Origin of the sequence: Streptomyces luteolifulvus, assembly GCF_008806595.1 — a bacterium.
Classification (GTDB): Bacteria; Actinomycetota; Actinomycetes; order Streptomycetales; family Streptomycetaceae; genus Streptomyces; species Streptomyces luteolifulvus.
The window spans coordinates 33584-46904 of the sequence record NZ_VZRB01000005.1 but is presented as its reverse complement, the minus strand read 5'-3'; the positions used below and the strand labels follow the sequence as shown (position 1 = coordinate 46904).

Genomic DNA, 13321 nt, shown 5'->3' with positions numbered 1-13321 from the left:
ACCGTGCCGATCATGGAAAGCCCTGCCGACGAACAGAGGAAGGGCCGCAACGAGTCCGAGGATGAGCGGGCCGACCGGATGTGGGGAGACCTGATCCAGGAGGTCAGGGTCGCCCAGACCGGCGTGCAGATCCTGTTCGGCTTTCTGCTGACCGTTGTGTTCATGCCGAAGTTCGGGCAACTGGAACAGACGAACCAGACCATCTACATCGTGACCGTCCTGCTGGGCGCCGCCGCCACGGGTGCGCTGATCGGGCCGGTGTCCCTGCACCGCATGGTGTCGGGGCGGCGGGTCAAACCGCAGGCGGTCCGGTGGGCTTCCCGGTTGACGTTCGTGGGTCTGGTGCTGCTGCTCGCCACGATGACCGCAGCACTGCTGCTGATCCTCCGGGTCGCCACCGACGACGACGGCTATGTGCCCTGGTTGGTCACCGCAGTGGTCGCGTGGTACTTGGTGTGCTGGTTCGGAGTGCCGATGCTGACCCGGCGGCGTCATAGGGCGCAGTGACGCGCAGCGCGTCCAGCTGACGGTCGTGCAGCCGGCTGAGCAGCAGCATCGCGACGGTGGCGCCGATCAGCGCACAGAACATGTCCCACTGTGTGTCCCACACATCGCCCTGGGTGGCCAGGAAGGCGTCCGCCGCCTGGCCGCCGATCACCGCCGCCGCCCACTCGAACATCTCGAAGACGGCGCTGAAGGCGAGACACGCGCACACCGTCAGCGGCGCCAGCCACCGGCTGCCGCGCAGCGGAGAGGTCCGGCTGAGCAGTTCGCGCACCAGAACGGCGGGCACGAAGCCCTGCATGAGGTGCCCGAACCGGTCGTACGGATTGCGGTCCAGCCCGAAGGTGTCCCGCACCCAGTCGCCCAACGGTACCTGCGCGTACGTGTAATGGCCGCCCAGGGCCAGGACCAGGGCGTGCGCGGCCAGCAGCCAGCACAGCAGGTCGGTGAGCGGAAAGCGGCGCCAGGCCAGGACGACGACCGGCAGTCCGGCCAGCACCCACACGGTCTCCAGGAACCAGGTGGTCCGGTCGTGCGGTGCCCAGGCGGACACGGCCAGTCCCGCGATCACCAGCAGGGCGAGCGCCAGGGGCACAGGGCGGCGGACTTCGGTCATCGACGGTCTCCTTCTCGGGAAGACCCCATCGTCGCGACGGGCGCCCGCGACGGCATGAGTACAGCTACTCAGCTCGCGTCCGGGTCAGCCGCTCGTGAGGACCGTCGCCAGGAAGTCGTCCACCCGGACCTCCTCCCGCCCCGGCGGGACGATCTCGCGGGTCTCCCGCAGGAAGGCGGCCACCGCCGGAGCCCACGCGAACACCACGGCCCGTTGGCGGCCTCCGTCGGCGCGAACGTCGCCGCAGAACTCCAGGCGCAGCTCCTCCCACAGGTCCGTCGACACCGGACGCATGCGCACATCGCCCACACCGACCTGCTGCCGCAGTCCGTCGCTGAGCATGTCCCGGTCCAGCCGCCACTGCGCCAGCACACGGCCGTCGTGACTGAACACGACGGTCACGGCGAACGGGTCCCCGGCTTCGTAGCTCAGATGGGCGAGCACGGGGAAGCGGTCCGTGTCGCCCGACTGGAGTTGCATGACGAGGGTCTTGTGCACGAAGGAGTTCACGAGAGAGGCCTCCGAGGGGAACGGACGAGGGAACGGACGTGGAACCCGTTCGGACGTAGGGACCTCTAGTACCCCTCCCGTGCACAAGATGCTCAGCCCCGCGGGACATTTTCCGCGGCACCGCGCGGCGGACGTCACCGAGAAGTCGTAGCCCGCCTCCTCGGTCGGGGCGGCCGAAAACGGGTCCCCCGTGTCCCGCCGGCCACTCGATCACCGCCCGGTCACCGGGAGACGATGGCCCTATGAGTCTCCGCCCGCTGCCCATGAGCACCCCCGCCGCCCAGGGCGTCGCCGCGTCTGGTGTCCACGCCTTCCTCGACGCCCTCGAAGCCGCCCCGGACATCGAACCGCACAGCCTGATGATCCTTCGGCACGGTCACCTCGTGGCCGCCGGCTGGTGGGCGCCGTACACCGCTGAGCGCCCACATCTGCTGTACTCGCTCAGCAAGAGCTTCACGTCGACCGCCGCGGGACTCGCCGCCGCCGAGGGACTGATCCGGTTCGACGACCCGGTGATCTCGTACTTCCCGGAGTTCGAGGCCGACATCACCGACCCGCGCAGCCGTGCGATGCTCGTGCGGCATGTGGCGTCCATGGCGAGCGGCCATGTCGACGAGACCCTCGACCGGGCGCGGGAGACGGACCGCGAGGAACTGGCCCGAGGGTTCCTGCTGCTGCCGCCGGACCGCGATCCGGGGACCGTCTTCGCCTACAACCAGCCCGCGACGTACACGCTCGCCGCAATCGTCCAGCGCGTCACCGGGCAGTCGCTGACCGACTATCTGCGGCCGCGGCTGCTGGACCCGCTCGGCATCGGGGAAACGGCCTGGGCGCGGGACCGGCGCGGGCGTGAACTGGGCTTCACCGGGCTGTACACCGCCACCGACGCCATCGCCCGGCTCGGCCTGCTGTATCTGCAGGACGGGGTCTGGGAGGGCGGGCGGCTGCTGCCCGAGGGGTGGGTGGCCGAGGCCACCCGGGTGCACGTCGGCAATGCCGACGGCACGGCGGAGGGCGCGCTGTCCGACTGGCAGCAGGGCTACGGATTCCAGTTCTGGACGTCCCGGCACGGGTACCGGGGCGACGGCGCGTACGGCCAGTACTGCCTCGTACTGCCCGAGCACGACGCGGTGATCGCGACGACCGCCGCGACGGAGCAGATGCAGGAGATGCTGAACCTCGTCTGGGAGCATCTGCTGCCCGCGTTCGGTCCCGTCGCCGCGGCAGGCAGCCCGGAGGAGGACGCGGCCCTCGGGGAGCGGCTGGCGCGCCTCGCGCTGCCGCCGGCTCCGGGCAGCCCCGCGCCGCCGGAGCGGGCCGAGGCATGGACCGGCGCCGCCTTCACCCCGTACGGCGGTGTCTGCGCGGACCAGCCGGGCCTCACCGAGGCCGCTGTCACGGCGGAGGCGGACGGCCTGCGGCTGACGCTCACCGAGGACGGCCACCAGCTGGTCCTGCGGCTCGGCGGTGCCGGCTGGACCCTCGACGAGGGACCAGTGCCCACCGCGGTGAGCGGCGGCTGGACCGACGCCGACACCCTCGTCGTGGACGTGGCCTTCCTGGAGACGCCGCACCACCTCGTGGTGACGTGCTCGCTCCCGGACCGGTCCTTCACGGCGCGGTGGCGGACGGTCCCGCTGCAGGGCCTCCCGCTGCGCTCGACGGGCGCGCCCCGCGGCTCACACTGACGGCTCCCGGAAGGTCCGCAGGAAGGTGTCCAGCGCCTCGCGGTTGGCGCTGTCGTCCCAGTCGGCGGCCGGGGTCGTCCAGCGCAGCGAGAAGCCGCGGGTGCCGCCCAGGAGGAAGCCGCGGCCGAAGGTGCGCACCCGGGCGCCGTCGGCGTCGGCGGTCCACTCCATGTCGGCGGCCCTGTAGTCGCGGTAGGTCGTCGCGCGGATCTCGCCGATCCGGCGGTAGTCGCCGTCCTGCGTCAGGTTGGGCTCCACGTCGTCGCGCCAGACGGCGACCGGATCGGGGCCCACCCGCTCGCTGTAGGTGACGGCGAGCGTGCGGTCGTCGCCGTCGGCGCCGAAGACGACGCGGTACGCCACGTCCCGCACGCGCGCAGTGTCCAGCCGCTTCCAGCCGTCGGGGAGGGCGACGGAGAAGCCCTCCGGCGCGTGGTAGCGGTCGTAGCCGGGCGGCAGGGCCGTGGCGGTGGCCGGGGGAGCCGACGGCGACGCGGACGCCGTGGGAGCGGAGGGGGCCGGCGGTGCGGACGGGGCGGCGGTCTGCCTCTCCGCGCGGTCACCGGACCCGGTGGCGGACGGACGGGCCGCCGTGTCCGAGGCGGAGTTGCCGGTGCCGGGCAACTGCTGCGTGACGGCGAGGACCGCCACCGCGATGGTGACCACGGCGAGCGCGGTCCCGGCGGCCAGAGCGCGCCTGCTCCACCCCGGACCGAGCGCGTGCGCGCCGCGCAGCCAGGGGCTCGGCATCGCTGTCCGTGCGGTGGTGCCGGGGTCCTCGTCGAGGACCCGGACGAGCGCCTCGCGGACCACCGGTCGCGACAGCCGCTCCCGGGAGTCCTTGCGCAGCAGCCCCTGCACGACCTGGGTGAGCGCACCGGCGCGCAGGGGCGTCCGCAGCGGAAGCCGGTCCACGCTCTTCAGCGTGGCCTCGGGCCGGTCCCGGTCCCGGAAGGGCGGTCGGCCCTCGGCCATCGTGTAGAGGATCGCGCCCAGTGCCCACAGGTCGGCGGCGGGCCCGATGCGTTCGTCGCGGGCCTGTTCGGGGGAGGCGTACGACGGTGCGGTGACCCGCGGGACGAGAGTCGATCCGGCGAGGCCGAATCCGGTGACCACGACGGGTCCGCGTTCGCGCACGAACACCTGGTTCGGGCTGAGTTCGCCGTGGGTGATGCCCTCGCTGTGCGCGGCCTCCAGCACCTCCAGCAGCTCCAGTCCGATGCGCGCGGCCCGCACATAGCTGAACGTGCCCTGCTGCGCGAGGAGTTCCCCGAGGGGGACCCCGTCGATGCACTCGGTGACGGTCCACAGGCTGCCGTACTCCACTGCGGCGTCCATGACCGCGGCGACCCGGCCCGGGCACAGCAGCGTCATGGTCTCCGACGTACGGATCGCGCGTGCGGTGGCGCGGCGGGAGCTCTCCGCGTCGAGGTCGTGGGGGAGTCCGATCTGGGTGAGCAGACGGGGCCGGTCGGCGTCGACGTCCTCGCCGTACCAGCACGTGCGGTTCGTCTCGCGGTGCAGCACCTCCAGCAGCCGGTACCTTCCGGCGACCAATTCGTTTCTGGAGACGTGCGCCTTGACCATGGTCATCCCTCGCTGAACCCCGGCTCTCACCTTTCCCCTAGGTACGACGCGCATGACGGGGTCCGTTCAATGAATCCCCAACTGCAGGGCGTCTCTTTTGAATTGCCGGCCTGTCGCGAGCTCACGTGCGATGAAAAGCAGCCAGGGAGCCGACGCGGCGCAGTCACACCTCTCACCTCGGCGTACAGCCTCGCCGCAATTCCACCGGGTCGGCGCGCAGAACGCAATTTCCTGCCCCACCTGGTGGTAACCATCGGTAAACAGGAAGCGGCACCGAAGAAAACCCACCGGGCGAACTCGCCGTCCCTGGCGGAAATTCGGTGCCGCACCCGAGTGCCGGCCGCCCGGCGGCCCGTCAGCGCAGCCCGAACCGCTCCGACCATGCCATGACATCGCCGGTCGTGGCGTTGCCCCCGCACACGACGAGACCGAGCCGTACGCCCTCGCCGACCCGCTCCACCACCCGCCGGGCCGCCGGCAGCAGACACCCGGCGGCCGGCTCGGCCCACACCTTGGCGTGGTCGGCGAGATCGAGGGTGCCCTGCACGGCGTCCCGGTCCGGGACCACCAGCACGTCGGTGACCAGGGCCGCCACATGGTCGTACGTCAGCTGCGAGACGGACGGGGCGCTGAGCGTGGACACGATCGACGACAGCGCGACCGGCACCGGGCCGCCCGCGGCCAGCGCCCGGGACATGGCGTCGGCGCCCTCGGTCTCCACGCCCCAGATCCGCACATCGGGCCGGCGGGCCCGCAGTGCCGTCGCGACACCGGAGATCAGGGCGCCGCCCCCGATGCTGACGAGCACGTCCGTGAGGTCCCCGGCGTCCTCGGCGAACTCCAGGCCGACGGTGCCCTGCCCGGCGAGCACCACGGGGTCGTCGAACGGGTGGACCAGGGTCAGTCCCTCGTCCCGCAGCCGGGTCATGAGCGAGAACGCGCCCGCCATGTCGTCGGTCAGCCGCACCGACGCTCCGGCGCTCTGCGCGATCTCGACGGCCCGCTCGGGCGCCGACCGCGGCATGACGACCGTGGCCTTCACATGGAGGGCGGCGGCCATGACCGCGAGGGCGATCCCATGATTGCCGCCGCTGACCGCCACCACCCCGGCGGCCCGCTCCGCCTCGCTCAGCGACAGCAGCTTGGCCGTGGCCCCGCGCGCCTTGAACGAGCCGGTGCGCTGCAGCAGTTCGAGCTTGGCGGTCACCGGGACGCCGAGCAGAGCGGACAGGCCGGGGCTCGGCACCGTCGGAGTGCGTACGACATGCCCGGCGATCCGCTCCGCAGCGGCTTCGACGTCCGTGATCCCGATCAAGACACTCACCTTCCCGGCGCGGGCGTGGACCCTCGCCGCTTCCGACCCTGACGCGGGAAGCGGCGAAGGTCAACAAGCATTCCTAGAGATCACGCCGTACCAGGAATGCGAGGAGCGACCGCAGCTCGCCGGCGGCGCGCCCCTCCAGCGGCACCCCGGCGAGTGCCGCCTCGGCGGAATCGACGCAGCGGCGCGCCCTGGACAGCGCCACCGACCGGCCCCCCGCCTTCTCGATCAGCGCGGCCGCCTCGGCGGGCTCCCCGGCCGACTCCAGGAGCGTCGCCAGCCGCCCGGCCGCGGGGAGGGGCGAGCCGAGAGCCGCCAGGACCGGGTACGTCTTCTTCCGCTCGCGCAGATCGGCGTGCACGGGCTTGCCGGTGACTTCGGGATCACCCCAGATGCCGAGCACGTCGTCGACGATCTGGAAGGCGGTCCCGAGCTGCCGGCCTGCGCGGTCGAGAGCGGCGACCGTGGCAGGGGGCGCGCCGCCGAGCAGGGCTCCCAGCGCGGCGGCGCAGCCGAGCAGCGCGCCCGTCTTGTGCTCGGCCATCGCCCGGTACTCCTCCGGCCGCACCCGCCGGGGACCCGTCCAGGGGCGGGAGGCGAACAGCAGGTCGTCCGCCTGCCCGCGCACCAGATCGCCGAGCGCGGTGGAGAGCAGACGTAAGGCCTCGGGGCCCGCGGCCGTCTCGGCGAGTGTCTGGACGGCGAGCGCGAACAGACCGTCGCCCGCGAGCACCGCGGGTCCCGTGCCGTACGCCTTCCAGACCGTGGGGCGGCCGCGCCGGGCCGGGTCGCCGTCCATGATGTCGTCGTGCACCAGGGAGAACACATGCACCAGCTCCACCGCGACCGCCGCCGTCACCCCGGCCCGCCCCGGAGCGCCGGCCGCCTCGGCTCCGAGCACGGAGAAAAGCGGCCCCGGCCAGAGGCCGGGGCCGTCATCTGCTGTTGATCAAGACGCCGGCGGAGCCGACCGGGTTGCCCGTGAGGCGTATGTCACGCCGAGGGGTCTCAGTGCTGCTGGGCCTTCTGCGGCGTCGCCTCGCTCGGCCGGACGACCACGTACCCCTCGCCCTGCAGCATCAGCTGCACGGCCTCACCGGAACCGCCGCGCAGCATCGACCCGATGGACTGCGAGCGGTGCAGCGAGGTCGCGAGGTTCGCGGTCCAGCCCACGATCGCGTCCGTGTCGACGTACACCGGGTACTGCGGCGAGACCGGGATGACCAGCGGACTGCCCTCGCACACCAGGCCCAGCCTGCCGTGCCCCGTGAACACGCTGTTGAACAGACCGCCGCCCGCTATGCCGGAGCCCTTCACCGTCGCGATCCGGTACGACAACGAGGCGTCGAAACACAGGACGTTGCGGCCGTTGACCGTGAACTCGTCGCCGGCGTCGACCTCGACGACGAAGCAGTTCTGCGCCTCGTGCGCGAACCAGGCCTCGCCCTGGCCGCGCACCGTCATCAGCGGCAGCCCCTCACCGGTCACGGCGCGCTTGAGCATGCCGCCCACGCCCTGCCCCTTGCGCTCGAACTGGAGGTTGCCCCGGTAGGCGATCATCGCCCCCTGGCGGGCCAGCATCTCGCCGTGCACGGCGTACCGGATGCATTTGGCGTTCTCGACGGTCATGCCGGGCTGTGTGGCCGGCTGCACCATGTGCTCGCTGGAAAACAGGTCACCCTTCATGCGGGCATCCTGTCCCGGAGGAATGCGTTCCGCCCAGATCGCGCAGCGGGTCGATACGGGTGCCTCCGGCGCAGCGTGTCATCCCGGTGCGAGATGCATCACAGTCTGGCCGTGCAACCTGTCCCCATCGGTGCGCATCTTCACAGTTGACACACAGTTGGCCGCCAGTCGATCACTGGGTGCTCGGGGGTTTGCAAAGTATTGCCATGGAAGGCGCGGAAAGCCATTATTCCTGCTTTACATGTACATGACTTATTTGAAAGGGTTTCGTGTCGGGGCCCGACCAGCCCCCATGGCGCTCAACAGCGCCATGCCTCGGGGCGGTTGGTCATCCCAGCCTCCTCCGAACGAAGGAACCCTTATCAGTGCGTAGAGCCCATATACGCGGCCTGGCGGTCGCCGTCGCCGTGACGACGGCCGCAACGGGTCTTGCGGGCACGGCTTTCGCGGACTCGGCCACGGGGGCGGACCAGGTCTCGGTCTCCTCCAGCACGGCCGAGTCCGTCGTCGAGGCGGCCCGAACCGCCGCCTTCGCCCACGCCTCTGCCACCGGTGTCAGCCAGGGCGACGAACTGCACGCCCAGGACGTGCTGGTCGACCCGGAGGGCGCCCGGCACGTTCGCTTCGTGCGGACCCATCAGGGCATGGCGGTCCTCGGCGGCGACCTCGTCGTCCACCTCACCAAGAAGCTGTCGTACGACGGAGTCACCCGGGCCGCCGACCACAAGGTCAGGGCCACAGCCCGCGCGGCCAAGCTGACGGCGGGCCAGGCGGAGGCCAAGGCTGCCTCGGTCGCCAAGGGCGACGCCGGCAGCGCCCACCTCGTCGTCGACGCCCGTGACGGCGCCTCCGCCCTCGCCTACGAGGTGCGGGTGACCGACAGCTCCACCACCGAGGCCGGTTCCCGGACGGTCGTCATCGACGCCCTCACCGGCAAGGTGCGCAGCAACACGCCCGACACGGACGAGTTCCTGTCGCCCCAGCTGATCGACACCCTGCGCGAGCGCGGCGAGACCCTCGACCCCGAGACCGGTATCGGTTCGGAGTCCGCCGGCACCGGTACGCCGGCGACCGGTCTCACCCCGAACTCCGCGGCCGTCCGCTACCCGGTCAGGGCCACCGGCACGGGCCGCTCCCTGTTCGCGGGGAAGGTCACGCTGACCACCACCAAGACGGGCCCCGGCAAGTACCTCCTCAAGGACCCCAGCCGCTACGGCACCGAGACCCGCGACGCCAGGGGCCAGGAGGCGGACAGCTTCAGCGACGGCAAGAAGTTCACCAGCACCACCAACAAGTGGGGCAACGGGGCCACCTCCAGCCGGGCCAGCGCGGCGGTCGATGCCCAGTACGGTGTCGCCGAGACCCTGGACTTCTACAAGCAGACCTTCGGACGCAAGGGCATCAAGAACAACGGCAAGGCCGCCCGCGCCATGGTCCACTGGGGCAACAAGGTGGGCAACGCCTTCTGGGACTCCCGATGCGGCTGCATGCTGTACGGCGACGGCGACGGCGAGTGGTTCAACAAGCCGCTGGTCGTCCTCGACGTCACCGGCCATGAGCTCACCCACGGTGTCGTGGACGCCACCGCCAAGCTGGAGCCCACCCGTGTCGACGCGCGAGGCAACCAGTACGGCGAGCCCGGCTCCCTGAACGAGTCCCTGGCGGACATCTTCGGCTCCAACGTCGAGTTCACCGCCAAGAACGCCAAGAACCCGCCGAACTACCTGCTCGGTGAGAAGCTCGGCCTGGACCAGGGCTTCCTGCGCCGCCTCGACAAGCCCTCGCTCGACGTGCTCGAGGGCGCGATCGACTACTGGGCCCCGTCGACGTACGACGCCGAGGTGCACGCCGGCTCCGGTGTCTCCTCGCACGCCTACTACCTCCTCGCCGAGGGCAGCGGCCGCAAGACGATCGGCTCCGTCACCTACAACTCGCCGACCTACGACGGCCGTTCGGTGACGGGCATCGGGCGCTCCAAGGCCACGAAGATCTACTACCGTGCGCTGACCCGCTACATGGTCTCCACGACCGACTTCCACGACGCGCGCGTCGCGACGCTGAAGGCGGCGAAGGCCCTGTACGGGCTGAACAGCACGGAGTACAAGGCGGTGAACCGGTCCTGGGCCGCCGTCAACGTGACCGCAGCGAACACGCCGGCCGCCCGTCACTGACGGCAGACCGGCAAGGGTGACCCGGGTGCCCCGCCCCAGGCGGGGCACCCGGCCTTTCCGGCGCGGACCGTCGTCCGCGGCGCCGCCGGGCCGGGCCGCGCCGTGTCAGGCCGACGTCGACTCCGGCGTGATCAGTCCCTCCCGGTACGCGATCGCCACCGCCTCCGTGCGGCTCGCGGCGCCCAGCTTCGCGAGGATGTTGGAGACATGGACGCTCGCCGTCTTGCCGCTGATGAACAGCTCCTCGCCGATCTGCCGGTTGCTGCGGCCCCGGGCAAGGAGCCGCAGTACGTCCTGCTCGCGGGCGGTGAGCGCCGGGCCGCGGGCCTCGGCGCGCCGGGTGCCCGACAGACGGCCCCGGCGGATCAGCGCGTCCGCCCGCTCCAGCAGCGGCGCGGCGCCCAGCCGGGCGGCCGTCTCGCGCGCCGCGCCGGCCTCGACGGCCGCCTCCTCGCGGCGCTCGGCCGCCAACAGGGCCTCGGCGAACCGCAGTCGGCAGCGCGCCCGCTCATAGGCGTCGCCGTAGTCGAAGGCGGCGACCGCCTTCTCCCAGGCCGCGGCATCCGGCCCGGACGCCGCGCGGGTCCACTCCGCCTCGGCGCGGGCCAGCCACGCCTGTCCCTCCGGTCCCTGCGGCGTGCCGTCCTCGCCGTGCGTGGCCGCATCCCGTGCCAGCAGCACCAGATCGTTCGCCGTCCCGGCCCAGCGGCGGGCCCCGCTCTCGTCGCCGGTGAGGCGCAGTTCGGCGGCCCGGTCGGCGACCGCGGACAGCGCGAGCGCGGCCAGCCGGACCGTGACGTCCGGAGGGGTGCCCGAGTCGTCGGTGAGACTCTCGACCGTGGACCGCACCCGCTCCACCGCCGCCTCCGGCTCACCGCGCAGCGCGGCGGCGTCGGTCAGCACGATGCCGGCGACCAGCGTGCCCATCCAGTCGAACGGCCCCTCCAGCAGGGCGAGTGAGCGGTCCGCCGCCGTGAGGTCGCCGCGCGCGAGTCCCACGTACAGCGCGGGCCCGGCCCTGTACCCGGCGGCCGCGGGCAGCACCTCGGCATCGGCCGCCGCCGTGCGCAGGCACTCGTCCCACCGGCCCAGGGTGTAGAGCACCAGCAGCCGGAGATAGCGCATCTCCGTCGGATACGGCGACGACAGCAGCCCGGCGCGGCGGGCGCGGTCGAGCCCTTCGCTCAGCCAGGGCAGGCACTCCTCGAGATCGCCGGACTCGAAGCCGCCGATGGCCAGGTTGAACAGGGCGCGCATCTCGACCGGCGCGTTGCCCGAACGCCGCGCCAGGTCCCGGGCCCGGCAGAGGCGCTCGCGGCCCTCCGACGTGCGGCGGCCGCCCCCTTCGAGGCCGGCCAACGAGATCAGGAGGTCGGCCTGTGCGTCGGTGACCCGCAACTGTTCCGCGGCGCTCAGGGCCCGGCGGGCCACCTGGCGCGCGATCTCGTTCTCCCCGACCTGACGCGCGGCCATGACATGGGTCGCCGCCGCCCACACCCAGGTCCGCGACGGGGGCTCGGCCGGGATCATGGCCAGCGCCTCGCTGCTGTAGGCGAACGCCGCCGACAGATGGTCGACGCCGATGAGGTTGCCGGCCAGCGTGTAGCGGACCCGGGCGGCGAGCTCGGAGTCGGCGTCCTGGCCGACGCCGGCGAGCGCGGCCCGGGTGAGGGAGACCGCACGGTGCGGCTCACCCGCGTGCGCGGCCGCGGCGGAGGCGCGCAGCGTGAGCGTCACGTTGTCCGGCCCCTTGGGCCGTGCGGGCGGCTCCACCGCCGGCCACAGGTCGAGCGCGGCCTCCAGATGGCGCAGTTCCTCGGCGGGCGCTCCCACCCGCTGGGCGTGGTCGGCGGCCTCCAGGGAGGCGGCGAGCGCCTCGGCCAGGTCGTGGCTCTCGCGGTAGTGGTGGGCGCGCTCGGCCGCGGTCTCGGCGGGGTGGCCGCGCCCGGCGAGCAGTCGGGCGAACGCGCCGTGCAGGCGGCCCCGTTCACCGGGGAGCAGATCGGCGTACACCGCCTCGCGGGCCAGGGCGTGGCGGAAGGAGTACGTGTCGCCGTCACCGGCGACGAGGAGCTGCCGGCCGACGGCCTCGCGCAGGGCCGCCTCCAACTCGTCCTCGGGCAGACCGACAGCGTCCCGCAGCAGGTCGTGCTCGACGCGGCGCCCGGCGACGGCGGCGGTCCGCAGCACCTGCTGGGCGGTGTCCGACAGCTGCTCGAAGCGGATGAGGAGGACGTCGGCGAGACCGCTGGGCACGGGGCCGGCCTCCGTGTCGGTGGCCGCGAGCAGTTCCTCGGCGTAGAAGGCGTTGCCCTCGGCGCGCTCGACGATCCGCCGGACCGTGGCGTCAGGCAGCGGACGGTCCTTCAGGGCCCGCACCAGCCTGGTCACCTCGGCGTCGGCCAGGGGACGCAGCTCCAGCCGCTCCACGGCGGGCAGCCGCACCAGCTCGGCCAGCAGCGGACGCAGCGGGTGACGGCGGTGCAGGTCGTCCGCGCGGTACGAGGCGAGCACCGCGAGCCGGTGCGTGGGCGCCCCGCCCGCCGGCCGCTGCAGGATGCCCCGGCTGAGCAGGAACCGCAGCAGATCCCGGGAGGACTGGTCGGCCCAGTGCAGGTCCTCCAGGACCAGCAGCAGCGGGGCGATGTCCGCCAGGTCGGCGAGCAGCCCGGCCATGGCCTCGAACAGTGGCAGCCGCCCGCCCCCGTCCGGCATCGCGTCCGTGCCCGCGCCCAGCAGGCGGTCCACGACGGGGTGGGCGGCGAACGTGTCCGCGAAGCGCCCGTCGGCGGCGAGCACCCCGAGGACCTCGGTGAACGGCAGATACGGCAGGCCGACATCACCGAGGTCGACGCAGTGCCCGGTGAGCACCGTCATGCCCGCCCCGGCCGCCCGGACGGCGACCTCGTCCAGCATCCGGGTCTTGCCGACACCGGCGTCCCCGGCGACCAGCACGGCGCGTGCCTCACCGCCCCGGGCTCGCTCCAGTACGGCGGCGAGCCGGGCCAGTTCGTCCGCCCGGCCGATCAGCGGTGTGGTGAACACGGTCTCCGGCACCCATCCATCCTGGCACGAGGCACTGACAACACACCGACGATCAGCCGCGCCCCCGGCGGCTCAGCGCAGCGTCCTCGCCCAGTCCTTCGGCACCCGCCCCGCAGGCCCGGGCGACGGCTGGTCCGCGGGGTGGCTCGTCGGGGGCGTGAGGTCGGGTCCGGCCTCGTACATCTCGGAGGTC

General features: G+C 72.6%; 9 protein-coding genes and 1 pseudogene. 3 read left to right on the top strand and 7 right to left on the bottom strand.

All coding sequences use genetic code 11. The features are described from left to right. Nucleotides 1-12 precede the first annotated feature (12 nt). A complete protein-coding gene (locus tag F7R91_RS09050) occupies nucleotides 13-507 on the top strand; it encodes a DUF6328 family protein (RefSeq protein WP_150946374.1) in 495 nt (164 codons plus the stop codon). On the opposite strand, the gene F7R91_RS09045 is transcribed toward F7R91_RS09050, so the two are convergent. Together F7R91_RS09045 and F7R91_RS09040 are read right to left on the bottom strand one after the other, a co-directional pair. Continuing rightward, the gene (locus F7R91_RS09045) at nucleotides 428-1120 is read right to left on the bottom strand and encodes a DUF2238 domain-containing protein (RefSeq protein WP_191971414.1); all 693 of its coding nucleotides are present in this window, start codon (nucleotides 1118-1120) and stop codon (nucleotides 428-430) included. The genes F7R91_RS09050 and F7R91_RS09045 overlap by 80 nt on opposite strands. Nucleotides 1121-1204: 84 nt before the next feature. Further along, nucleotides 1205-1630, bottom strand: coding sequence for an SsgA family sporulation/cell division regulator (locus tag F7R91_RS09040; protein WP_150946371.1), 426 nt, complete (start codon nucleotides 1628-1630; stop codon nucleotides 1205-1207). Nucleotides 1631-1872: 242 nt separating this feature from the next. Between F7R91_RS09040 and F7R91_RS09035 the strand changes: the two genes are divergently transcribed. After that, nucleotides 1873-3318, top strand: coding sequence for a serine hydrolase domain-containing protein (locus F7R91_RS09035; protein WP_150946369.1), 1446 nt, complete (start codon nucleotides 1873-1875; stop codon nucleotides 3316-3318). Here the strand turns inward: F7R91_RS09035 and F7R91_RS09030 are convergent. The 4 genes and pseudogenes from F7R91_RS09030 to F7R91_RS09015 all read right to left on the bottom strand — a co-directional run bounded on the left by F7R91_RS09030 (nucleotide 3310) and on the right by F7R91_RS09015 (nucleotide 7912). Beyond that, nucleotides 3310-4911 carry a serine/threonine protein kinase gene (locus F7R91_RS09030; RefSeq protein WP_150946367.1) on the bottom strand — a complete coding sequence of 534 codons (1602 nt, stop codon included), beginning with the start codon at nucleotides 4909-4911 and terminating at the stop codon, nucleotides 3310-3312. The two genes, F7R91_RS09035 and F7R91_RS09030, sit on opposite strands and share 9 nt — an antisense overlap. Nucleotides 4912-5260: 349 nt before the next feature. Then, the gene (locus F7R91_RS09025) at nucleotides 5261-6220 is read right to left on the bottom strand and encodes a threonine/serine dehydratase (protein ID WP_150946365.1); all 960 of its coding nucleotides are present in this window, start codon (nucleotides 6218-6220) and stop codon (nucleotides 5261-5263) included. Nucleotides 6221-6302: 82 nt separating this feature from the next. Further along, nucleotides 6303-7130: pseudogene (locus F7R91_RS09020) on the bottom strand (polyprenyl synthetase family protein); the annotation flags it as partial. A gap of 104 nt (nucleotides 7131-7234) precedes the next feature. Then, entirely contained in the window at nucleotides 7235-7912 is a 678-nt protein-coding gene (locus F7R91_RS09015) for an AIM24 family protein (RefSeq protein ID WP_150946361.1), read from the bottom strand. Between the two features lie 365 nt (nucleotides 7913-8277). Between F7R91_RS09015 and F7R91_RS09010 the strand changes: the two genes are divergently transcribed. Continuing rightward, nucleotides 8278-10083, top strand: coding sequence for a M4 family metallopeptidase (locus tag F7R91_RS09010; protein WP_150946359.1), 1806 nt, complete (start codon nucleotides 8278-8280; stop codon nucleotides 10081-10083). 105 nt (nucleotides 10084-10188) lie between these two features. On the opposite strand, the gene F7R91_RS09005 is transcribed toward F7R91_RS09010, so the two are convergent. After that, nucleotides 10189-13140, bottom strand: a complete 2952-nt coding sequence (locus F7R91_RS09005; RefSeq protein WP_150946357.1) for a helix-turn-helix transcriptional regulator — start codon at nucleotides 13138-13140, stop codon at nucleotides 10189-10191. Nucleotides 13141-13321: the final 181 nt, after the last annotated feature.